18 protein-coding genes and 8 pseudogenes are annotated in these 23,039 nt (G+C 61.4%); 12 read left to right on the plus strand and 14 right to left on the minus strand.

Going from position 1 to position 23,039, the window contains the following annotated elements; genetic code table 11:
• Positions 1–25: 25 nt before the first annotated feature.
• Positions 26–905, minus strand: a pseudogene (locus tag OKW38_RS30075) (amino acid ABC transporter ATP-binding protein).
• 289 nt (positions 906–1,194) lie between these two features.
• On the opposite strand from OKW38_RS30075, the gene doeA reads away from it, so the two are divergent.
• The 7 genes and pseudogenes from doeA to OKW38_RS30110 all read left to right on the plus strand — a co-directional run bounded on the left by doeA (position 1,195) and on the right by OKW38_RS30110 (position 5,420).
• Entirely contained in the window at positions 1,195–2,415 is a 1,221-nt protein-coding gene (gene doeA, locus OKW38_RS30080) for an ectoine hydrolase DoeA (protein WP_429364512.1), read from the plus strand.
• A gap of 65 nt (positions 2,416–2,480) precedes the next feature.
• Positions 2,481–3,122 (plus strand): alcohol dehydrogenase catalytic domain-containing protein, encoded by a 642-nt coding sequence (locus OKW38_RS30085; protein ID WP_429364513.1) that lies wholly within the window; start codon positions 2,481–2,483, stop codon positions 3,120–3,122.
• The gene (locus OKW38_RS30090) at positions 3,106–3,573 is read left to right on the plus strand and encodes a zinc-binding dehydrogenase (RefSeq protein ID WP_429364515.1); all 468 of its coding nucleotides are present in this window, start codon (positions 3,106–3,108) and stop codon (positions 3,571–3,573) included. Before OKW38_RS30085 ends, OKW38_RS30090 begins: the two co-directional genes overlap by 17 nt.
• Before the next feature lie 275 nt (positions 3,574–3,848).
• A pseudogene (locus OKW38_RS30095) lies at positions 3,849–4,330 on the plus strand (Hcp family type VI secretion system effector).
• A gap of 12 nt (positions 4,331–4,342) precedes the next feature.
• Positions 4,343–4,861: a DUF2778 domain-containing protein gene (locus tag OKW38_RS30100; protein WP_429364516.1), complete on the plus strand. Its 519-nt coding sequence runs from the start codon at positions 4,343–4,345 to the stop codon at positions 4,859–4,861.
• Positions 4,842–5,123, plus strand: coding sequence for a hypothetical protein (locus tag OKW38_RS30105; protein WP_429352902.1), 282 nt, complete (start codon positions 4,842–4,844; stop codon positions 5,121–5,123). The genes OKW38_RS30100 and OKW38_RS30105 overlap by 20 nt, the downstream gene beginning before the upstream one ends.
• 21 nt (positions 5,124–5,144) lie before the next feature.
• A complete protein-coding gene (locus OKW38_RS30110) occupies positions 5,145–5,420 on the plus strand; it encodes a hypothetical protein (RefSeq protein ID WP_429364517.1) in 276 nt (91 codons plus the stop codon).
• A gap of 37 nt (positions 5,421–5,457) precedes the next feature.
• Here the strand turns inward: OKW38_RS30110 and OKW38_RS30115 are convergent, their stop codons facing one another.
• The 7 genes from OKW38_RS30115 to OKW38_RS30145 form a co-directional block, all read right to left on the minus strand.
• Positions 5,458–6,855: an aspartate aminotransferase family protein gene (locus OKW38_RS30115; protein ID WP_429364518.1), complete on the minus strand. Its 1,398-nt coding sequence runs from the start codon at positions 6,853–6,855 to the stop codon at positions 5,458–5,460.
• A gap of 44 nt (positions 6,856–6,899) precedes the next feature.
• Positions 6,900–8,423, minus strand: a complete 1,524-nt coding sequence (locus tag OKW38_RS30120; RefSeq protein ID WP_429364520.1) for an NAD-dependent succinate-semialdehyde dehydrogenase — start codon at positions 8,421–8,423, stop codon at positions 6,900–6,902.
• 167 nt (positions 8,424–8,590) lie between these two features.
• Positions 8,591–9,082 carry an Lrp/AsnC family transcriptional regulator gene (locus tag OKW38_RS30125; RefSeq protein WP_429364522.1) on the minus strand — a complete coding sequence of 164 codons (492 nt, stop codon included), beginning with the start codon at positions 9,080–9,082 and terminating at the stop codon, positions 8,591–8,593.
• 7 nt (positions 9,083–9,089) lie between these two features.
• The gene (gene doeB, locus OKW38_RS30130) at positions 9,090–10,145 is read right to left on the minus strand and encodes a N(2)-acetyl-L-2,4-diaminobutanoate deacetylase DoeB (protein ID WP_429364524.1); all 1,056 of its coding nucleotides are present in this window, start codon (positions 10,143–10,145) and stop codon (positions 9,090–9,092) included.
• A gap of 53 nt (positions 10,146–10,198) precedes the next feature.
• On the minus strand, positions 10,199–11,203 hold the full coding sequence (locus OKW38_RS30135; protein WP_429364526.1) for a cyclodeaminase: 1,005 nt from the start codon (positions 11,201–11,203) through the stop codon (positions 10,199–10,201).
• Positions 11,200–12,231, minus strand: coding sequence for a hydroxyectoine utilization dehydratase EutB (eutB, locus tag OKW38_RS30140; RefSeq protein WP_429364527.1), 1,032 nt, complete (start codon positions 12,229–12,231; stop codon positions 11,200–11,202). Before eutB ends, OKW38_RS30135 begins: the two co-directional genes overlap by 4 nt.
• 183 nt (positions 12,232–12,414) lie before the next feature.
• Complete coding sequence (locus OKW38_RS30145; protein WP_429364528.1) at positions 12,415–13,812, minus strand: PLP-dependent aminotransferase family protein; 1,398 nt, start codon at positions 13,810–13,812, stop codon at positions 12,415–12,417.
• A 410-nt stretch (positions 13,813–14,222) separates the two neighbouring features.
• Between OKW38_RS30145 and OKW38_RS30150 the strand changes: the two genes are divergently transcribed.
• Complete coding sequence (locus OKW38_RS30150) at positions 14,223–14,789, plus strand: SCO family protein (protein WP_429364530.1); 567 nt, start codon at positions 14,223–14,225, stop codon at positions 14,787–14,789.
• A gap of 188 nt (positions 14,790–14,977) precedes the next feature.
• Here the strand turns inward: OKW38_RS30150 and tnpA are convergent, their stop codons facing one another.
• The 3 genes and pseudogenes from tnpA to OKW38_RS30165 all read right to left on the minus strand — a co-directional run.
• Complete coding sequence (gene tnpA, locus OKW38_RS30155) at positions 14,978–15,412, minus strand: IS200/IS605 family transposase (protein WP_429364532.1); 435 nt, start codon at positions 15,410–15,412, stop codon at positions 14,978–14,980.
• 292 nt (positions 15,413–15,704) lie between these two features.
• Positions 15,705–16,691: pseudogene (locus tag OKW38_RS30160) on the minus strand (MFS transporter); the annotation flags it as partial.
• Between the two features lie 118 nt (positions 16,692–16,809).
• A pseudogene (locus OKW38_RS30165) lies at positions 16,810–17,034 on the minus strand (trehalase family glycosidase); the annotation flags it as partial.
• A 310-nt stretch (positions 17,035–17,344) separates the two neighbouring features.
• Here OKW38_RS30165 and OKW38_RS30170 point away from each other — a divergent pair.
• The 4 genes and pseudogenes from OKW38_RS30170 to OKW38_RS30185 form a co-directional block, all read left to right on the plus strand.
• Positions 17,345–19,090, plus strand: coding sequence for a PQQ-binding-like beta-propeller repeat protein (locus OKW38_RS30170; protein WP_429364534.1), 1,746 nt, complete (start codon positions 17,345–17,347; stop codon positions 19,088–19,090).
• A 377-nt stretch (positions 19,091–19,467) separates the two neighbouring features.
• Positions 19,468–19,810: pseudogene (locus OKW38_RS30175) on the plus strand (alpha/beta fold hydrolase); the annotation flags it as partial.
• Positions 19,811–20,250: 440 nt separating this feature from the next.
• Positions 20,251–21,417, plus strand: coding sequence for a hypothetical protein (locus OKW38_RS30180; RefSeq protein WP_429364535.1), 1,167 nt, complete (start codon positions 20,251–20,253; stop codon positions 21,415–21,417).
• Between the two features lie 151 nt (positions 21,418–21,568).
• Positions 21,569–21,709 (plus strand): annotated as a pseudogene (locus OKW38_RS30185) (UDP-galactopyranose mutase); the annotation flags it as partial.
• On the opposite strand, the gene OKW38_RS30190 reads toward OKW38_RS30185, so the two are convergent.
• The 3 genes and pseudogenes from OKW38_RS30190 to OKW38_RS30200 all read right to left on the minus strand — a co-directional run.
• A complete protein-coding gene (locus OKW38_RS30190; RefSeq protein ID WP_429364537.1) occupies positions 21,697–22,023 on the minus strand; it encodes a recombinase family protein in 327 nt (108 codons plus the stop codon). The pseudogene OKW38_RS30185 and the gene OKW38_RS30190 overlap by 13 nt on opposite strands.
• A gap of 193 nt (positions 22,024–22,216) precedes the next feature.
• A pseudogene (locus OKW38_RS30195) lies at positions 22,217–22,802 on the minus strand (trehalase family glycosidase); the annotation flags it as partial.
• A pseudogene (locus OKW38_RS30200) lies at positions 22,802–22,948 on the minus strand (monooxygenase); the annotation flags it as partial. The pseudogenes OKW38_RS30195 and OKW38_RS30200, both read right to left, overlap by 1 nt.
• Positions 22,949–23,039 lie beyond the last annotated feature (91 nt).

Below are 23,039 nucleotides of genomic sequence, written 5' to 3' on the forward strand. Positions count from 1 at the left end.
GGTGACCCGCGCCCGCAACGATGTTCTAGGACGATGCAGGCATCGGGGTTTTCCATAAAGCCCGCAACGGCTGCGGTAATCCGTACGCGTGCGTCGGCATGCGTCGCACGCGTTCGGGAAAAACAACATGATTGGCGTCGCGCAGTGCTCTCAGCGCATCAGCAACGGCAGCGTCATCAAACGACCCCGCTGTGGCCTCGCCTCGTTCTCGCCGCAAAGGCGCAAACACATCCACGCGGTCGCGAGGTTGCTGCTCCACCTCGTCGAACAGCATGATCCGCGGTGCGAGCGCGAGCGCCCGCGCGATCGCCACGCGCTGTTTCTGCCCGCCCGACAGTTGCGCGGGAAGGCTCTTCGCCTTATCGGCCATGCCGACCATGTCGAGCAGTTCGAGCGCGCGCCTCTGCGCCGACTCACGGCTCTCGCCCTTCGTCAGCATCGGCGCGAGCGTCACGTTGTCGAGCACGCTCTTGTGCGGAAACAGATTGAAGTGCTGAAACACCATGCCGATCTTCTCGCGCATCTTTTGCAGATGCCGTTCGTTCGCGGGCACCATCTGGCAGCCGCGGCATATGGAACAGCTGTTCGCCGTCCACTTCGATATGGCCGCCGTCGATCGTCTCCAGCGTCATCAGGATGCGCAGGATCGTCGTCTTGCCCGATCCCGACGGACCGATCAGCGCGAGCTTCTCGCCGGGCATCACGTCGAGCGACAGTTCGTCGAGAACGGTCAGCGCGCCATATCGTTTCGTGATCCGGTCGAGCCGGATCAATGGCTTGCCCGCCGGGCTTTCGTCTCGGCGCGCCGGTGTGCTTGCGGAGGCGACCGCGCGCTCTTCGGAGAAAAGACTTGCCGGGGCGATGCCTGAAACGCTCAACAGATCGGTAACTCGCGCGGTGTTCATATCGATTCGATCCCGTTCGTCGTACATGTAGTGCGAACCAGAATACGCAGCCATATTTGCGATCCAGATTGCTCTAGAACAATTCTTTTCTACACGCGGGCAAGGGCGGCGCAGCGTGTACTGCAACAAACACGCAGCGTCCGTCGATAACGTCGCGAACATTGAACTAGCACATTCAGCGGCGTTTTTTCGCGGCATTAGACTGCGGCGAGAGATACCCGTGGACGCCCCGTTCACTTGCACCGGGCGCCACTTTCCGCAACGACGTCACGCTCATAGAGAGGGGAAGATGTTAGATACGACGCAACACGAATCGCGAATCGCGGCGCCCGTCGTGCGCCTGCCGTTCGAACGCGACGAGTACGCCGCGCGTCTTGCCAAGACGCGCAAGGCCATGCAGGCGGCCGGCATCGAACTATTGATCGTGTCGGACCCGACCAATATGGCCTGGCTCACCGGCTATGACGGCTGGTCGTTTTACGTGCATCAGTGCGTGCTGCTCGCGCTGGATGGCGAGCCGGTCTGGTTCGGCCGCGGTCAGGACGCGAACGGTGCCAAGCGCACCGTCTTCATGCAGCACGATCAGATCGTCGGCTATCAGGATCATTACGTGCAATCCACCGCGCGTCATCCGATGGACTACCTCGCGCGCGACGTGATCGCCGCACGCGGCTGGGCCAACGCGAAGATCGGCGTCGAAATGGACAACTACTATTTCAGCGCCGCCGCTTATCGCTCGCTCGTCGCGCATTTGCCGGACGCGAAATGGCAGGACGCAACCGGCCTCGTCAATTGGCAACGCGCGGTCAAATCCGCGCGCGAGATCGAGTACATGCGCGTGGCCGCGCGCATCGTCGAGAAGATGCACGCGCATATCGTCGAGCGAATCGAACCGGGTATGCGCAAGAACGACCTCGTCGCGGAGATCTACTCGGCAGGCATTACCGGCATCGATGGTTATGGAGGCGACTATCCGGCGATCGTGCCGCTGCTGCCGACCGGCGCCGACGCGGCCGCCCCGCATTTGACCTGGGACGACACGCCGTTCGCGAAGGACGCCGGCACGTTCTTCGAAATTGCCGGCTGCTTCAAGCGTTATCACTGCCCGCAGTCGCGCACCGTGTACCTCGGCAAGCCGCCGAAGCATTTCATCGAGGGCGAGCGTGCGGTGGTCGAAGGGATCGAGGCCGGGCTCGCCGCGGCGAAACCGGGCAATACCTGCGAGGACATCGCCAATGCGTTTTTCGCGGTGCTGCATAAATACGGCATCGAGAAGAACAGCCGCTGCGGCTATCCGATCGGCGCAAGCTATCCGCCGGACTGGGGCGAGCGCACGATGAGCCTGCGTCCTGGGGACAAGACGGTCCTCGAACCCGGCATGACGTTTCACTTCATGCCGGGCCTGTGGCTCGACGACTGGGGCCTGGAAATCACCGAGAGCATTTTGATTACGCGGACCGGCGTCGAGACCTTTTGCAGGACGCCACGCAAGCTGTTCGTCAAACCGTGATTGCGCGGGCGTCGTGCCCGCGTGAACTCGCGAAGCACGACGCCCGTATCAACGAAAGGGGCAACATGCTTCCGAAAACGATGAAGGCCGTCGTGCTGACCGCGCACGGTGGCCTCGACAAACTGGTCTATCGCGACGACGTGCCGGTGCCCTCGTGCGCGGCTGGCGAGGTACTGATCCACGTCACCGCATGCGGTCTCAACAATACCGACGTGTGGGTCCGCCAGGGCGCCTACGGCACCGAGGACGATCCGCAAGCGGTGTCGACGTGGCGACGCGGCCGCTCGACGCTGACGTTTCCGCGCATTCAGGGCGCGGATATCGTCGGACGCGTGGTCGCGGTGGGTCGCGGCGTCAGCGACGCGCGTATCGGCGAGCGCGTGATCGTCGACGCGTCGATCTACAACCGCGACGACGACAGCCTCGCCGATATCGACTACATCGGCCACGGCCGCGACGGCGGCTACGCCGAATACACGGCCGTGCCCGCGGAAAACGCGCATCGGGTCGACTCCAGCTATTCCGACGCCGAACTTGCCACGTTCTGGTGCGCTTATCACACCGGCGAGCAAATGATCGAACGCGCGGGCCGTCAAGCACGGCGAAACGGTGCTGATTACCGGCGCGTCCGGCGGCGTCGGCTCGGCCATCATCCAGCTGTGCCGCGCGCGCGGCGCGATTCCGTATGCGGTGGTCAGCAAGGGTAAGGAAGAGGCCGTGATAGCGCTCGGCGTGCAAGGGGTGATGCTGCGCGACAGCGGCGATTTCGTCGGGGACGTCGAACGGATGACCGAGGGGCGGGCCGTCGATGTAGTCGCCGATCTTGTCGGCGGGGCGCTGTTCGGCAAGCTGCTGAACGTACTGCGGCCCGAGAGGCGATATACGACCGCGGGCGCGATCGCAGGTCCGGTCGTGCAGCTCGATCTGCGCACGATGTATCTGAAGCAGTTGCAGTTGAATGGATCGTCGCAGGGCACGCGCGGTGCGTTCAAACGCGTGCTCGACTATATTCAGAACGGGACGATCCGGCCGGTTCTCGCGGCGAGTTATCCGTTGTCGAAGTTTCATGATGCGCAGACGCGGTTCATGGAAAAGCGCTTTGTTGGCAATATCGTCGTGATTCCGGATCGGCATTATGGCGACTCGGTCGCACGCTGACGCTCGATGCAATAAAGCCGCCGGCCGCTGCAATTAATCCTCGACGGCGAACCAGGCACACTGCGAGCCCGCCCTTCAAGGCGGGCTTTTTTTCGCGCCTAACGATCGTTAATTGTTGTCAATTTACATTTTTCTTTGCCTTGAATCACTGTCCGGTCGTCCATCATTAGGGGCAGCGTAGCGAAGGCGCCGCTCAGACAAGGTGCGCCTTTCCCGAAAATCAACGCTGCTTTCAATCAAAGGAGCATTTACTCAGCATGGGCATTCCCGCACATATGTGGCTAAAGGATGATGGCGGTGCAGATATCAAGGGTTCGTCAACCGTTCAGGATCGGGAAGGAAGTATTGAACTTATCAGTTTCGGTCACGGCGTTAACCTGCCGGTCGATAACGCCAACGGGAGAATTACCGGCGCACGCACTCCCCGGTTTCGTTTGAAAAAGAGTTTGATGCAGCAACGCCCTATCTGCAACAACGCCCTATCTTTACAAGGCCGTGGCGAAGGGGCAAACGCCTGACGTCTGCGGAGATCAAGTGGTATCGCATCAACGATGCAGGAAAAGAAGAAGTCTATTTTGTGATGACGCTCGAAGGCGTGAAAGTGTGCGGCATCAGCCCCGGCATGGCCAATACCAAGCTGGCGCAGGCGTCCGCACTCAATCACGTTGAATCGGTCTCCATGATGTATGACCGTATCACGTGGCATTACCTTGATAGCAACATCAAATACACAGACTCGTGGAATGAGCGCGAATAAGGGGCTTGAAAAATGGCTTATATGGGAAAGTTTTTAGTGAATAACGAACCTCTGTCACCGCTGACCATTTTCGGGATTGGAACATTCAACGCCTTTTCTGGTAATGACCAATACCTGAATCGGGGCGGATGCACGGCGGTGCCGAATAACGGCCCGATACCTGCCGGAAAATACTGGATCGTAGACCGGCCCACGGGCGGCATCGGCTCTCGGCTTTACGCGCAGGCCAAAGACAGCCTGAATACAATTGTCGGCCGTCCGTCCCATCACGAAGAGTGGTTCGCGTTGTACCGGGATGATGGCAGCGTTGACGACATAACCTGGGTTAATGGAATTAAGCGCGGGCAGTTCCGGTTGCATCCGGCAGGCGGCCGCGGTATTTCACTTGGCTGCATCACACTGCCGAGCTATCGCGATTTCATGAGAATCCGCAACGCGCTTCTGCATACTGTCACCATCCCCGCGCGCAGTTCGGGCCTGCGGGCATACGGAACTATTGAGGTCATCACGTATGGCAACACTTGTCCGTAGACTTTTCAAGGTCGTGCTGTTTTGCGGCCTGTTCCGTCTTTTCCTGCCTTACGTTCACACGTACCCCATACCGATGCCCAGAAGCCAGGAGCTTGCATGGCTACATATGGCCAACCGGCTTGGTATCCGCGATCCCGATGACCTATTTTTCGCGGTGACGGTCGCGATGAATCTTATCGCGGCGACTCTAGCTTACGTGGCGATCATGAAGCTATGGCGGCACTATCGACGAACAAGGCGCACAGTGAGAGATAACGAATGACAGTCATCGAGGTCATCACGTATGGCAACGCTTGTCCGTAGACTATTCAAGGTCGCGCTGTTCATTGGGTTGTTTTTTATATCAGCCCGTTATATCCCACTATCCAATGAGTGGACAGAAGGCGAAGCGCATGCATGGTGGCGTGTTTCGGATTGGCTCGGTACTCGCGATCCCGAGGATTTGTATTTCGTGGTGTGGATGACTATTGAATTGATCGTGGCAGCGCTTGCCTATGTGGCCATCATGAAGCTATGGCGCCACTACCGCACGAAGCAAATAAAAGCCCCGACCGCATGACATGACAGCGGCCGAGGCTCTCCTTCACCTCACTTGATCAAAGCGAAGCAGCCGGCGTAAACACCTGCGACGCCACCTCATCCACCGCCTCGCGCGTCAGCTTCACGATCTCGTCCACGTCGCCGCGCGACGTCACCAGCGGCGGCGCAAAGCCGAGAATGTCGCCGTGCGGCATCGCCCGCGCGATCAGTCCGCGCTGCATCGCGGCAGCGGACACACGCGGCCCGACCTTCAGCGCCGCATCGAACGGCGTGCGGACATCCTTGTCGGCCATGAACTCCAGCGCGGCCAGCATGCCCACGCCGCGCACTTCGCCGACGAGCGGATGCGAGTCGAACGCCGCATGCAATTGCTTCAGCAGATAAGCGCCGGTTTGTGCCGCATTCTGCATCAGGTTCTCGCGTTCGAGAATCTCGAGGTTGGCGAGCGCCGCCGCCGCGCAGATCGGATGGCCCGAATAGGTCCAGCCATGCCCCAACGCACCCGATTCCTGCGATGCCTTATCGATCACGTCCCATACGCCTTCGCTGACGATCACGCCGGACAGCGGCGCGTAAGCACTCGTCAAACCCTTCGCGACAGTGATCAGATCGGGTTGAATGCCGTAGTGCTGCGCACCCATCTTCGAGCCGAGCCGGCCGAAACCGCACACCACTTCGTCGCAGATCAACAGGATGTCGTGCTTCTTCAGCACCTGCTGGATCGCGGGCCAGTAACCGGCCGGCGGCGGTACGATGCCGCCCGTGCCCATCACCGGTTCGCCGATGAAGGCCGCGATCGTATCGGCGCCTTCGCGCGCGATCAGTTTTTCGAGTTCGTCGACGCAGTACGCGACGAACTGCGTTTCATTCATACCGGCCGGCGCGCGACGATACCAGTGCGGACACACGGTATGCTTGACGCGCTCGATCGGCAGATCGAAGAACTGGTGGAAGCTCGGCAATCCCGTGAGACTGCCGGTGACGATGCCCGAGCCGTGATAGCCGCGCTCGCGCGAAATGATCTTCTTCTTGTTCGGGCGGCCCTTCACATTGTTGTGGTACCAGACGAGCTTGATCTGCGTTTCGTTCGCGTCCGAACCGGACATGCCGTAGTACACCTTCTTCATGCCCTGCGGCGACCAGTCGATGATGCGCGACGACAGCTCGATGATCGTATCGGTCGAGTGGCCGACATACGTGTGGTAATACGCGAGCTTCTTCGCCTGCTCGTAAATCGCTTCGGCCACTTCGGTGCGGCCGTAGCCGATGTTCACGCAATAAAGGCCGGCAAATGCATCGATAAAAGTCTTGCCTTGATGGTCCTCGATGCGGATACCTTTCGCGCCGGTCACGATCCGGCCCGGCAGCGCGCCGCTCGCGTGATCGTGCGCGTGCGTCGACGGATGCATGAAGTGCGCGCGATCGGCGCTCAGAAGTTGATCGAATTGAGTCATGGGTCGCTCCTTCGTGTGATGTCTGGATGAATGAATCGGTAGGTTCAGGCCATTGCGTCCGTCGCCATCGCATGTGCAGCGGCACGAGCGGGGGCGCTGTCGCTGACCGGCAAGCCAAGCTGGCCAAGGCAGAAATAACGTGTCTCGACAAACGGCTCGAAGCCTTCGACGCCGCCTTCGCGTCCAAGCCCCGACGACTTGATGCCGCCGAACGGAATCGGTGCGCCGGTGAACTTCGCGCCGTTGATGGACACCATCGCGAAGTCGAGTCGGCGGATCAGTTGAAACACGGTGTTCAGATCTTTCGCGCACACGTAGGCGGCGAGTCCGTACTCGGTGTCGTTCGCGCGTTCGACCACTTCGTCGAGCGAATCGAACGGCGTGACTGCCGAGATCGGCGCGAAATTTTCTTCGTCGTAAATGCGCATGCCGGGCGCCGCATCGGCGACCACGGTCGGCTCGAAGAACCAGCCGCCGCGCTCGTGCGCCGCGCCGCCTACCGTGACACGCGCACCCTTCTCACGCGCGTCGGCGACGCGCTGCACGGTCGTATTGAACGCGGCCTGGTGCATCAGCGGGCCGACGTCCACGTTCGGGTCGAATGCGCCGCCCACTTTCAACGCCTTCACGGCATCGCTATATCGCGCGACGAACGCTTCATACAACGAACGCGCGACGAAGATCCGGTTTGCCGCGCAACAGTCCTGGCCCGAGGTCTGGAACTTCGCCGCGACCGCGACGCGCACGGCCTGTTCGAGGTCCGCATCTTCGGTCACGATGAAAGGCGCGTTGCCGCCCAGTTCGAGCGCGGTCTTCTTGATGCCTGCCCGCGCGGCCGTTTGCATCACTAGGGCGCCGACACGCGTCGAGCCGGTGAAGCTGACCGAGCGCACGCGGCTATCTGAAACCAGCGTTTCCATCGCCATTTGCGGCTCGCCGAGCACGACGTTGAACACGCCGGCCGGAAAGCCCGCTTCTTCGGCGAGTTGCGCGAGCGCGAGCGCGGAGAACGGCGTCTCGTGCGCGGGCTTCGCGACCACCGTGCAACCGGCGGCGAGCGCGGCGGCGGCCTTGCGGGTGAGCATCGCGCACGGGAAATTCCACGGCGTGATCAGCGCGGCCACGCCGACCGGCTCGACGATCGTGCCCAGATGAGCGCCATCGATATGGGTCGGAATCGTGCGCCCATTCAGGCGCCGCACCTCATGCGCGAACCATTCGACGAAGCTCGCGCCATACGCAATTTCGCCGCGCGCTTCAGCAAGCGGCTTGCCCTGTTCGAGCGACAGAATCGCGGCGAGATCCTGCTGATGACGCAGAATCAGTTCATGCCAGCGCAACAGCAGCGCCGAACGTTTGGCGACCGGCACCCAGCGCCACGTGTCGAACGCGCGCTGCGCGGCATCGACCGCGGCGGTGATCTGCGCCGCGTCGAGCATTGGCACATGGCCGAGCACTTCCTGATTCGCGGGATTCTGCACCGCGACGCTCGCGGCGCTCGCGCTATGAACCCAGCGTCCATCCACGTAGCACAGCGATTTGAATAAGACCGGATGACCCAGCAACATGACGACCTCCTCTGTGCGATGTCTGCTATCACTGTAGGTCCGGCGGCACTGCGGTTTTTTTTGTTGTCGCTTCTCGAAGGCTACGTTTTTTCTGCAATTCGCCCGCATGGTTATCGTTTTTTCGGGTGGGGCTTTTCGTCGTACGTCGACCGCAAGTAGCGCGCCACTCAGCCGTTCTCGCCAATCGATTGTTCCGCCCATTCGGGCAAGCCTTCGGCCCCGCTTTTCACCACCTTTGTGACGATATAGGTGAAGTACTTTTCGATGCCCAAGTCGTCGGTCAGCAGCGTATCGATGAAGCGCTGATAGTGGTCGATATCGCGCGACAGCACCTGCATCACATAGTCGACACCGCCACCCGTCGCGAGACATTGCACGACTTCGGGCGCGGCCGCGATGCGCTCCTCGAAGCGCCGCATGTCCGGCGCGGTATGACGCGCGAGCGTGACCTCGACCACCACGCGGCTGCCTTTGAACGCGCGCACCCAATCGATATCCGCGCGATACCCGCGAATCACGCCCTCTTCTTCGAGGCGCTTCACGCGCTCCCATGCCGGCGAAATCGACAGATTGATTTCTTCGGCGAGGCGCGACTTCGTGATGCGTCCATCACTCGCGAGAATGCGCAAAATCGCGAGATCGTAGCGGTCGAATTTCATCGCGCGTTCAGACCGTTACCGGTATGCCTCGTTCGAGCACGTCGGCGACCACCGCAACCGTGTCGCCAATCCGCACGAGCCCCGGAAAATGCCGCGCGGCCAGCATGCCGCCGCGTCGCGCGCGATACTCGATCGGCACGGCGCCGGTGCGCTTCGCGTCGTAAATCCGCGCGATCACCTCGCCGCCGTCGACCATGTCGCCGAGGTCCTTGCACAATTCGAGCAGGCCGTCGTGCTCGCTCGTCGTGTAGCAGGTGCCGTCGGGCATATCGAGCAGCGTCGTCGTGCGCGGCGCGCTCGTGCTCGTGCTCGTGCTCGCGCTCGAGTGACCCATTGCTTCATCTCGCCTGATGATTCCCGCATGCTGCAGAAAGCCGCGCACACCACGCTCCGTAATCGCCACGCTCTGCACGGTCGCCGTGCCGCCACCCCCGAGTTCGGTCGACACGAACACCTTGCCCGCTTCCTCGACGGCCGTGTCGTAAAGGCCGACGCTATCGAGTTCTAGCATCCGCATCGAGTACGGCGCGCCGAATGCGCGCATCGCTGCCTCGCAGCGCGCCTGCTGCGTCGTGTCGGGCAGCACGTGAATCGCGGCGAACGGCACGAAGTCGAGCGTGCGGCCACCCGCGTGCAGATCGAGCACATAGTCGGCGAGCGGCAGCAGATAGCGCTGAAAATAATCGGCGATCTTCTCGGTCACGGTGCCGTCCGGCTTGCCCGGAAAGCTGCGATTCAGATTGCCGTGATCGATCGGCGACGTGCGCGTGCCCGCGCGAAACGCCGGAAAATTCATGAACGGCACGATGATCACGCGCCCGCGTACGTCACTCGCCTTCAACGTGGCGGCGAGCTTCGACAGCGCAATCGGCCCTTCGTATTCGTCCCCGTGATTGCCGCCCGTTAGCAGCGCGGTCGGTCCCTCGCCGTTGCTGATCACGGTGATGGGGATCATCTCCGCGCCCCATGCGGAGACGTCGTGCGAATGAGGCAGCTTCAGGAAACCATGCTGTTCGCCGTCGGCATTGAAATCGACCGTCGGTTGAATCGGGGATGCCCGCATCTGTACTACTCCTTCGTGAGCCGCTTGCGCGGCGTATTGCCGTTCATCGCGCGTCATTTAAGCGGCGCGTCGTTGCCGAATGTCGTTCCCGCCTTCGCGGCACGCGCGCGCTGCAATGCGAGCGCGGCGATAGCGGTGTCCTGCGCGCCGGTTCCGGTCAGATCGCAGATCGTCACGTCGGCGTCGCTCGTGCGGCCCGCGGCCTGTTTCGCGATCACCTGGCCCAATTCGACGATCGCCGCATCGTCACGCATCGTGCCCGCGGCGAGCGCGTGATGCAGTTCGCCAAGCACGCGCGTTTGCTGCGCGCGGTCGGATACGTAGCGCGCCGCCGCCAGCGCGGCCGGCGCGATCTCGTTCTTGTGCTCGGCGTCCGAACCCATCGCGGTGACGTGCAGGCCCGGATGCAGATCGGCGGCTTCGATCAGCGGCGTGCGGCTCGGCGTGGTGGTAATCGCGACGTCCGCTTCGGCGAGCGCGTCATGAACGCTGGCCGCGACATCGCATCGCACGCCGAGCGTGTCGTTCACTTCCGCGGAGAAACGCAGCGCGCTCGCCGCGTCGCGCGCCCAGACGCGTACGTGTTCGACGCGGCGCACCAGCATCAAGGCCCGCAGTTGCAAACGCGCCTGCTCGCCCGCGCCGATCACCGCGACCTGCGGCGTGTGCGCTTTCGCGAGCCAGCGCGCCGCGACCGCGCCGGCGGCCGCCGTGCGTATCGCGGTCAGATAGCCGTTGTCGAGCAGCACCGCTTCGGTCAGCCCGGTCTTCGCCGACAACACCAGCATCAGACCATTCAGGCTCGGCAGACCGAGCGACGGGTTGTCGAAGAAACCTGGACTGACCTTGATCGCGAAGCTGTCGAGGCGTGGCAGCCACGCGGTCTTCACGTCGACTTCGCCGTTATGCGCGGGCAGATCGAGCCGCAGGATCGGCGGCATCGCGACCGCCTCGGTCGCGAGCGCGACAAAAGCGGCTTCGATCTGATCGATGGCCGCGAGATCGAGCGGCACGAGTTTGCGAAGCTCGGCTTCGCCAAGGAGCGTGATCGAGGTCATGATGGGGTGTGTGAGTTCGGTGACGGCGCGGCTTGCGAGGATTCGTTGCCGATGATCCGCCGATGCAGATTCATATCGATGTTCGCGCCCGTCACGACGAGCACGAGCGGCCCGCGCGCGATGCGTTCAGCGGGCAGCGCGCGATCGAGCACCGCGGCAATCCCCACCGCCGCCGCGCCTTCGACGACGAGCCGTTCCTGCCGATACGCATGCGCGATGCCGCGCGCAATCGACGCCTCGTCGAGCAGCACCGTCTCGTCGATCAGATCGCGCGTCAGCGCATACGTATAGCGGTTTTCGAGTCCGATGCCACCGCCGAGCGAATCGGCGAGCGTGTCGACTTCCTCGACCAGCACCGGCCGACCGGCGGCGAGACTCGCATGCATCGCGGCGCCGCGCGCCATCGTGACGCCGGTCAAGCCAATCGTGGGATTGGTGCTTTTCGCCGCGAGCGCGATGCCGGCAAACAGTCCGCCGCCCGACAACGGCACGACGATGTTCGCGACATCGGGCAAGGCCTCGACGATTTCGAGCCCGATCGTGCCCTGTCCGGCGATCACGCGCGGATCGTCGAATGGCGGCACGTATGCATAGCCTTCTTCGCGCGCGAGCCGCAATGCTTCGTGCTCGGCCTCGTCCTGACTTTGGCCGGTAATGCGCACGTGCGCGCCGAGCGCCCGTACCGCGTCGACCTTATTGGCGGGCACGAGGCGCGACAGACACACGGTCGCGTCCATACCGAGCGCGCGCGCCGCATGCGCGAGCGCGCGGCCATGATTACCGGTCGATGCGGTCACCACGCGAGTGCAGCCCTGCTCGGCCACCTGCGCGAGCGCATTGGTCGCGCCGCGCAGCTTGAAGCTGCCGGTCGGCTGCACGGTTTCGAGTTTCAGATAGACCGGCGTGCCCGCGTGCGCCGACAGGCTCGGCGATTCGACGAGCGGCGTTCGGCATACGCGACCGTCGATACGGCTGCGCGCGCGGTAAATGTCGGCTAACGAAAGATTGGTTGACGATGGAACGGACATGCACCAGGCCCTGCATCAAAGAGGTCGATTCGCTATTCGATGCGGGCACGGCTATCGCAGATAAACGCAGTGACTCGCGACCGCATCGCTTTCCATGCAGCCCAGTCTAGTGTTCTAAAAAAGGATTTTTATTGTCCTAGTTCATTTCGGTCAGCGCGTTACGCAATTCGCGCACCGGCGCGATCAGGTGAAATCGTGCACCTGCGGGTACTGCTCGAACACGTCGCGCATCGTTTCGAGCGCGGCTTTATAGGCGTCTTCGCTGACCTCGGCGCCGACGCAAACCCGCACCGCGTTGGGCCGGTCGGCGTCGCGCACGAGAAACGGATCGGGCGACGTGACTGCGATGTCGCGGTTGCGCAGTTCGCGCACCAGCCGATCGGTGCGCCAGTGATCGGGCACCCGCAGCCACGCCGAAAGCGCCTGCGGATGCGCGCCCAGGACATATTTACCGAGCGTCTGCTGCAATTGCGACTGACGCCGCCCGAGCCGCTCGCGCTGAATTTCGACGAGCCGCGCGGCCGTGCCGTCGACAATCCAGCGCGCGGCGACCTCGGCCATCGGCGGCGTCGCCATCCAACTGCTCACGCGCAGTACGCTCTCGGCGCGCAGCGCAAGCCGGCGCGGCGTCGTCATATAACCGATGCGCAAGCCGGCCATCACCGACTTCGTAAAACTCGTGCAGTAGAACGAAAGATCCGGAATCAGGCTCGAAATGGGCGTGGAATGTTTGGCCGGCAACGGCCCGTACACGTCGTCCTCGATCACGTATACGCCATAGCGTTCGGCGATTTTCGCAATCGCGCGACGCCGCGAATCGGGCATCAACGCGACGGTCGGATTGTTCAGCGTCGGTGTGCAGACGAGCGCCGAGATGCGCTCGCTGTCGCACATCTCCTCGAAATGCTCGGGGTGAATGCCGTACTCGTCGATCTCGAGGCCCTTCAGCGTGAAGCCGAGCACGTTGGCCGAACCTATCACGCCGTGATCCGTCAGGCTTTCGCACAGCACGGTGTCGCCCGGCCCCACCAGCGAAGCGAGCGCGAGAAAAATGCCGTGGGCGGCGCCGTTCGTGACGAGCAGCGTATCGGCCGAAGCCGGCATGCCGAGCGACGCGAGCCATGCAATACCCGCCTGACGATGATGCTCGAAGCCCGCGATCGGCCGGAACGCGCGAATCCACGGCTGATCGTCGAGCGTCGACAGCGTCGCGCAGACCTTGCGCCACATCGCGTCATGCTCGGACGTGTGAATGATGCGCGCGATCGAAAAGTCGACCACCGAACGCTCGGCCGTATCGAGCATGTAGCTCGACATCGTTTCGGTGACGCGCGCCGCGACGAAGCTGCCGCGCCCGACCTCGCAGCGGATCAGGCCTTGCCGCTCCAGTTCCTTGTACGCGTTGGTCACGGTCTGCACGCTGATCGCGAGTTCGGCGGCGACGTCGCGCTGCGGCGGCAGGCGCGCGCCCGGCGGCAGCGACGTGTTCTCGATGTCGCCGGCAATCGCCTTGACCAGTCGCTTGTATTTCGATTCCACGCCGTGCACCGCGCGCACGGCCTCGCGCCACTGCTCGATCACCGCTGCTCCTCCGTTGTGGCGGGCGCTGGCTCCATATGGAGTCGCGTCGTCTTGCTCGATCTCCATAGTGAGGCCAAAACGAGGCGGAAAAATATTGTCCTAGAGCAATTCGCGGAAGATTCCGCTGATAGGAGTGCTTCGAAGTCATTCCCCGCGTCCCGCGTTGAACGGAGTCGATCCCGCCTGACATGCTTACCGTCGAGACAGCGTTCGCAACACGCCTACTTAAATCTCCTGAGCATTTGTGTCGCACTCGGACTGAAAAACAGCACTCTTTTTCTTGTCGAGTGCCCGCAACGGCATTTTGTTCCGATCGGCGTCGCGCATGGGTCCGTTGCAATGCCTGGCGTTTCGATACATCAGGACGGCACTGTAAGGGTGGTGACATGACCGCGTGGACGCGCCGGGAGATGTTGCACGCAACCGCTCTAGCCGTGGCGGCGGCGGTATCGGCGAAAGTTCATGCTCAGCATGGAAACATGGGGCCGGTCAGACCGCCCGTTCGCCTCACCGATGTTTCGGTAGTCGACCAGACTGGCACGACCCGAACGCTCGAAGCGTTGTTGCGTGAAGGCATCACTGCGGTGCAGACGATTTACACGGGTTGCAGTTCGGTTTGCCCCCTACAGGGAGCGCTATTCAGCGCCGTTCAAGACCGGATGCTACAAGCCCGTACACGCTATCCCATCCGCTTGCTCTCGATTGGAATCGACCCATTTGGCGATGTACCGTCCGCGTTGCGCGAATGGCTCCTGCGTTTCAATGCCGGTCCGCGATGGAATGCGGTCACGCTGGCGCCAGATGACGTCGACCGAACACGAACTGAGTTGGCGGGGCGCGCATCGCTGCCACGCAATGTCGCCGATCATTCGACCCATGTCTATTGCTTCGATCACGACGCGTTGTTGCGCTGGCGCAGCGCTGATCTTCCACGAGTCGAAGAAGTTTGTGATGTTCTCGGTGTACTGGGAGTTTGAATACGTTCGAAGTGATTTGCCTGACCAAAGTTGCCGATCACACCAGCCATACATGTAACCCGAAAAAGGGGGCATCGCGATGAAAGGAAATCTGTTTCCAGCAAGTCAAATACCACCGGCAAAGCCGGTGGCTTGAGATTGTGAGCGCCTCAAAGGCGCCCATAAAACCGTGAGCCGCCCGAGGCGGCTTACTCCATGGCCAGCTTCATCTGGTCATACCGCTCGCCCTCTTCTTCCTGATTGCGGATGTACGCTCGCACCATGTGCTCGTCCAACCCCACAGTGGAAACGAAGTAGCCTCGGGCCCAAAAATGCTCGCCCGTGAAATTTCGTTGCCGGGCTCCGTACTTTCGCGCTATCTGAATCGCGCTCTTGCCCTTGATGTAGCCGACCACATTCGATACCGCATACTTCGGCGGAATGCTCAGACACATGTGAACGTGATCCCCCATCAGGTGCCCTTCGACAATCTTCGATTCCTTGTGGGACGCCAGCTCATGAAACATTTCCCCAAGCTGCCGCCGCAACGCCCCGAAAATCCGTTTCTTCCGGCGCTTCGGGATAAACACCACGTGGTACTTGCAGTCCCATCGCGTATGGCTCAGGCTTTGATACTCTTTCATCGTGAATCTCCTTCTCTTGGCAGAGGTAGGAAATTCGCGCTGACCGTCGTAAAGGTCAAACCTTGGTGAGTCCCCCGGCAAAGCCGGGGGCTTACCTCACTGAGTTATCCAAAGTCGTCAGTAACGGACAAAAAAACGTTGACCCTGATAGTCCTCGGGTCGATGTTGATTGCGACGTGCGAGGATGTAGCAGCGCAGACCGCGCCGCCGTCGCAGTGGTCTGCACCGATTTCTTTGCCACTAGTGCCGGTGGCAGCAGCTAATCTGCCGAATGGAAAGGTGCTGGTCTGGTCAACTGCCAGCTCGCGGTGACGAACGCCTGCGGCACGAGCAGCAGCGCGGAGACGGCGAGGCAGCCGACGATCACGTTCCAGTGCCCGACGCGATCGGCGAACTTACCCAGCCATGACGACGAGATCATGCTGCCGAGCGCCGCGCCCGACATCACGAAGCCCGCGACCATCGTCACGCTTTGCGGCTTCGTGAGCTGCGCGACGTAGACGGTGATGATCGGCTCTATCGACATGTTCGCGACCATCAGCAGCAGACCCGTGGCAAGCATCGCGATGGCCGGCCCCTTGTCGTCCACCGAGGCCCACGCGCCCTGCTTCGGCGCGCTGTCCGCGCGCTTGCGAACCGGCATTTCCCGAATCAGGAACGCCGTCGCGAGAAAGGCGACGAAGATCGCCGCGCCCGAGGCCCAAAAGGTCGCGCGGATGCCGATCAACGGCGGCAGGAAGCCGCCGATCAGCGGGCCGACCAGATTGCCCGCCATGATCCCCGACGACAGCACGCCGAGCGCCCAGCCCGAACGCGCCTTCGGCGTCTGCGTCGCGACGAGGATCATCGAGCCCGACGCATAGCCGCCCAGCAGCCCCGCGAGCAGCCGCAACGCGACCAGTTGCCACGCCGAGTGCGCCATGCCGATCAGCGACATCGCGACCGCCATGCCGAGGCTCGAGCGAATCAGCATCAGCCTGCGGCCGTAGAGGTCGGCGAGCTTGCCCCGCAGCGGCGCGACAAGCGCGGCACTGAAGAAGGTCGCGCCGAACGCGGCGCCGGACCACTGCACGATCGCCGCGTGATCCTTGACGCCGAGTTGCTCGACGTAAAGCGGCAGGAACGGCAGCAGCAGCGTCATCGCGACGATGGTCGTGAACGAGCCGAACACGCATACGCCAAGATTGCGCTGCCAGTGCGCCGTGGCTTCGTCGGCCGTCGTGGCCTGCGCTTGCGGCGGCAGCGGTTCCGCCGATGGGACGTCGAGCTTGCGATTCATCTTTGGGAGTTTCCAGGTTGACTAGAAGCCGGTCGAGCTATCGAAAGCATCGTAACGGCGTGCGGCGCCATCAGGCAGTCAACCCGTCATCCTGGTATCGCTAATACCTCCTCCATAACTAATGGCCCGCGCGCGACGTACTGTGCGACGTCTGCGGCGCGGCCGCCGTCGATGCCGCCGCATCCGATACCCCGACCGCACCGCCCGGCAGATCGGCCCGCTTCGTCGAACTCACCGCATCCGGATAGAGCTGCATCAGCACGCGCAGCACGCCATTGGTCCAGCCGAAACCGTCCTGTAACGGATACTCGCCGCCGCCCGCGGACTTGTCGCTCGCGTCGCCGCCGAAGCGGGTGTTTATTGCCCCATTTCTTTAAAAGCGCTAGCGACTAGCGCTCTGGACGGGGTCGCCGGGTGTGCCGATCTGCTTCCAGCGAAATCGCGCATTCGGATGAAGCAGCCGAACGGTGTGTGAGCCTTGCATTACTCAATAGGGACAATTCTTTGTCCGCCAGATCGTAGTCCCTAGCGGACATTTCCTGCGCTTGATTTTTGATGGCCTAGGATTAACCTCACGATTTGCTAATATTTCCAAGAGGTGGCTACATGAATAACGCACACAACGTTATCGACGTTTTCGGCTCGTTGCAGCTTTGATCCTCGCCGGCATGGCGGCCTCGGGCGCACAAGCGCAAAGTTCGAACGCGGCACCGGCTGCGGCATCTGCGCCGGGTCTTGCAACAGCCGCTCAGGCGTCGTCAAACGCACTGAACCCATTCCCTCATGGCACGCACCCGTCTGGCGTCGGACCGAAAGTGCCGCCAGCCTTCGCCCTCGATGGATCGGACGTAGACAAACAGAACGGCGGAGACAAGATCAATCCGAATAAGTTCCTCGACGATACCGGGCCGGCGGTGGATACGCCGTACCAAGCTCCCGAAGCAGCGACTAAAGCTACATTGAGCCGGACACCAGGGGCCGTCGCCGCGCCAACCTTTACGACGACCGACTGGCCGACGTATGGCATGAACAGGCAGCGGACTGGGTATAACTCAGTCGAGACGGTGCTCACCCAGACCAACGTGACGACGTTGCAACAGCACTGGAAGTCACTTGTCCTGGACGGTGCCATCCTGACTCAGCCGGTACTGGCTACCGGGGTGACAATCAAGGGGGTGCCAACCGATATCGTCTATGTTGCGACAGAGGGGAACACTACATGGGCACTGAATGCCGCGACAGGGGCGGTCATTTGGCAAAGCGCCCCTATCCCTCAAGCTATCTTGACGAAGAACTGCACCGGGCTGTTCCAAGGCAAGATCGGGGTGCAGGGCACGCCCGTCATCGACCATGCCAACAACCGGATTTTCGTTGTGAGCGGGCGAGGCTACCTGCATGCGTACGACCTGGAGACCGGCGTGGATCTCCCGGGCTTCAACCTGCCACTTCTAGACGCAGCCAACGCTTCTCCAACAACGATGGTCTATGGCGGCTTGACGCTCAGTCCCGATAGTTCGTCGATATACGTGGCGACAGCCGGCGACCCCTGCGATACGGAGCCGTACCATGGACAGGTTGTCCACGCGTCCACCACCAACCCAGCTGCGATTCTGCAACGCTGGTACCCAGACGGCGCAAGCGGGCCAGACGGGGGCGGTATATGGGGTGCGGGAGGCGTATCGATTCCGCCTGATGGGACGGTCGTCTATGCACTCACGGGCAACGCATTCGCCAATCCGGAAAATGCCGCGTTCGCGGAGCACGTCGTGAAGCTCACGCCGACCCTGGCGGTAGCCGCGTCGAACTCGCCGCTTTCTCCGCCCAGCACGGACTCCGACTTCGGCGCTACAGCATTGCTCTTCCAGCGTCCAACCTGCCCGACGATGCTCGCGGCCTACAACAAGTCCGGCAGCCTCTTCATTTATAACCGAGCCACTATTCAGCAGCAGGGCCCCATTGAAAAGTTGACGATTTCCCTCAGTTCAGTCGACGGCAGCAACATAGGCCTTCCTGCATTCGACCCGGTGCTAAATCGGCTTTACGTCGTGTCCCCTGGCGGTTCGGGGAGCAACAACTTATACCAACACGGGGTCATTGCACTGTCGATCGACAGCAACTGTACTGTGAACCCCAAACCCGTGTGGCAGGCGGAAGTCGGCTTGAACAGGTCCTCGTTCAACCCGGCTATCCCGCCCGTCGCCGCAAATGGTGTGGTGTATTACGCAGACGGTTTGGGCAACGACTTTTACGCATTGGATGCAGCGGACGGGACCATACTCTTCCACGACCAATACACGCCAGTTCAAACCGGCGAGGGTAACTTCGCGTCGCCGATGGTCGTGAACGGGCAAGTCTTCGTCGCTGGTAGCGACCACGTGGTTCATGCCTATGGCCTCTGACTGCTAAATTCGTTAGGAATACGGTACCTTTTTCGCAAGAGTAACCATTCTGCCCTTATTGCGCGCAGTGATTCGCAGTATCGCGCCGCTGCGCGCGTCCTGCGGACACATCGCAATTCGATGTCGTCGACGCAGGCATTGCCGCGAGCGCTTCATGACATCGCGAATCTTTTTTAATAGTTGATAGCAGCGCGTTCCTTCGCGCTCGGGTCCTTTATTCACAGTGCCCTGACATCGAGTTCGACGAGCCTATCGTCTTAGCTCACTTTGTGGCTGCCATGAAAATGGAAGAAATATTTCGATGTACGAATAACAGCGTCGCAGATTTGACTGCACTCCTTAAAAATCAGATTGAAAAGATAATTTCTCCAACCGATACCGGTGGGACCAGCACGTTCGTTCCCCAGCCGACAGAAGGGATCAAGCTACTGAATTTCGTTTATCGAGAGCCCACGCTGGAAAACGTCAAACGCATGATGAATGTGTTTGTTTATGATCCTTCGGCACTGACCGATGACCTGCTGCAACAGCGTGTCAATAACTTGCAAGCCAACAAGCACCACGTCGAAAACTGGGTGGCGAGTATGGCAGGCAAACCCCAGGCAGTTCACAGACTACCAACTGCGATTGTCGGAGATCAAGGCGCCGACACTGATCATCTGGGGTAGAGAAGATCGATTTTTGCCCTTTGACATCGGGTTGCGCCTGCTATCCGGATTGCAGGAGGGATCGCCGGCCCGAAGCGTGCGTAGCATCACGGGTAGGAGGCGGTCGGGAACGGTTGAGGTGGCACATGGCGACGCTTTCCGGGCGGCAGTCGGCGTTTGCTGCCATCCGCCATGATGGTTTGGCGGATTTTAGCGCACTGAAATGTCCGATAATTCATAAAACGTCCTCCCCGCAGTTGATTGGCCTAGAACAGCGACGCGCTATGGAATACGGCTTCACTTCATCTTCGCTTGTACTATGATGAACCGGTGTGTTCCGTCCTGTCTCTTGAGTAGTCGCGATCGGTGCTGCGACCGGAGGCGCGGTTATTAGCATCGGCACCGTTGGTGTTGGCATATTCGTGATGCACGTGATGCCAGGTTCGGTGCCTTCCGATATTCGCATGTATGTTCCGTGGGCAATGTGCTCGTCGCTACCTACGAAGGAGTAGCATGACTGCATCCGGTTCTAACGTGGCATCGAGGCGAGTCGCCATTCTGGTCCTGCTCTGTCGCGACTACGCAGCGCTCGAACTCACCCTCGCCAGTCACATGGCGTACCGGCCAACAGGCGTCGAGTTCATCCTGCTTCAGAACTGCCGGGGCGGCTATGACGCGGAACGCACGCTTGCCGTCGCGCGGCGCTACGCAAGACTTTTTCCGGGCATCGTTCGGGTCGTCGACGACATTCCGCCTGGCCCACCCTATCGCACGATCAAAAAACTACTCTCGCAACCGGCGCTCGCCGAAATCGACTTGATCTGCAAGGTGGACGACGACGCGTTCCCGATCGCCGGCGAGTGGCTCGACAAGATGCTCGCCACGTACGACGCGGCGGAAAATGAAAGCGCGAACGAGCTTGCCTACGTCACCCCGCTGATCAACAACAACAACTTTGGCTTCCCTGAGGTGATGCGTGTGATGAACCTGGAGCGCGAGTACTTCACGAGCCAGGCGCATCCCCATTTCGTCGGAGCCGACGGGGACAAGCGCTTTCCGATGCGAATCATCCCTGCGGAGCAGATCGAGATCGGCACCAATGGCACGATATGGGGCTATCCGCACATCGCGCGCTGGCTGCATGAACGGACCACGCTTCAGCCTGATGCTTTCATCGCTGCCACGCGGGACCTCGAACCTTGCGAAGTGCCGTCAGAATCGCGCTATTCGATCGGCTGCATTCTTTTTCGCAAGCGGTTATGGGACATGATCGACGACGGTGGGCTCGATGACGAGCACATGATGCATGTCTACTGTGCGCGGAACCGGTTGCGAATCGTCTGTGCGCGCAGCGTGCCATTCGTGCACATCGCGTACTTCTCCCAGCGCGAGGAGAACCGCGACATCGTCGATGCCGCTCGCGCGCTTTACGACGCGAGGCTTGGCCATCCCTTCCCGATTGCACTCTACGCGGACCGTGAACGCGATATCGAAGCACGGCTGCGCTGGCTCGAAGATCACCCGCCGCAGGCCACCAAGGGGACGCTTGAAGCGTCGAAGCGTGTGAGCCGCGCGATCTATCGGCGAGTGCGCGCGCTGTGGAAAAACGGTCGCCGAGCGTGGTATGTCGTGACTGGCAAGCGCGATGCGACGAGCGGCCGACGCTCTCCGTCGCCATGACGATGCGCAAGATCCATCCCCGGATCTTCTATTGCTTCGTGAGAAGCCTCAATAGCCGCTGATCCTGCGAAATGCGCCATCTGGCACATAACGCAGAGCGCGCTGCTATCTATCGAATCGAGTGCGCACTGCGCTTGTTCATGGCGGTGACTCTGGTGCCGTCAACTATCCGAACGATCACGAATACACGAGGATTACGGAGTTCAAGTACCTCACCGGGCAGCAGCATCAGGGAACCTCGATCGTCAGGGAGTATCCGCGAGCCGAAGGCGAGTCGTACTATCCGATTCCACTCGGGCGGCTCAGGCGGTCAAGGTTTTCGACGATCAGCGTATCGCCGGGTACGACGTCACCGGCCTTGATACGCTCGATGAACGCGCCGAGCGCGCCGCCTTTCTTTACGTGCTCGCCCTTGTGAGCGCACTTGCCGCGGTCCTCCATGCGTAAAGAGCGATCGAGTATCAGGCCGTGCTGCTTGGCCCACGCTTCTGCGTAGGCATCCTGCCGCGCGATCGAGCTACCGTCTGCCTGCTGTGAACTCGAAAAACGGGCGCATGTATAGATTCGTGGCGTGTTGCTTATCGCGCTTTGCGCTTTCGTTGACATGGTTCATCTATCCTGTGGCGTACTAGCTATATTCAGCAAATCTATTCGCGGCAATCGAGCTTCGTCGAACTCATCGCGTCCGGATAGAGCTGCATCAGCACGCGTAGCACACCAGCGGTCGAGCCTTCGCTTCCATTCGGCTGAAGCCCTTGCTGGACGGAGCCCTGCGGGCATTCATCTATTGTGCTTTGAGGTCCAACGAGCTTGCCGGTGCGCTGGTAGTACGCGACGTCGGTGCGGATCCAGCGCGTCGCGATATCGCGCGCGAGTTCCGGCTCGCTATAGCGGCGGCGCAGCCCGATCACCGCGAGGTATTGCAGCGGCGCCCAGCCGTTCGGTTCGTCCCACTGCTGGCCGGTGTTGGTCCGCGTCGTCGCGAGGCCGCCCGGGCGCAGCAGATCGCGCCGGATCGTCTGCGCCACTTCACGCGCGTCGTTGCGTGGCGCGACGCCGGCGTAGAGCGGATACACGGTCGCGGCGGTGAGCCGGTGCGTCAGCGTGCCGTGCACGAAGTCGTAGTCGCCGAATGCGTGCAGTTGCGGATCCCACAGGACGCGGCGGATTGCATCCGCGCGCACGCGGGCGCGTAGTTCGAGGTTCTCGGCGTGGCCCGCATCGCCGGTCACGCGGTAGGCTTTCGCGAGTGTGCGTTCGAGGTCCACCATCAGGCAGTTCAGGTCCACTGGCACGAGCGACGTCACTTCGATGGTCGCGAGTGTCCTGCCGTCGGCGAACCAGCGCGAGCTGAAATCCCAGCCGGTTTCGCCGCCCGCGCGCAGTCATCGCTGCGAGTCACACCGGGCTGATCGGTGCGGACCGCCGCGATGACATTGCGTCCATCCTCGTCGAGCTGGGCGAATACGTCGATCCAATCCGCGAAAATGGTCCCCGTGGAGTAGTACTTCTCTCCTGTGACGGTCCAGCGTTCCGCGTGTCGAAGAAGTTTGTGATGTTCTCGGTGTACTGGGAGTTTGAACAACAGTGCCGATTACACCATTCATATCATGTCACCAGAA

The organism is Paraburkholderia sp. MM5496-R1 (genome assembly GCF_050436205.1).
Lineage (GTDB): Bacteria > Pseudomonadota > Gammaproteobacteria > Burkholderiales > Burkholderiaceae > Paraburkholderia > Paraburkholderia tuberum.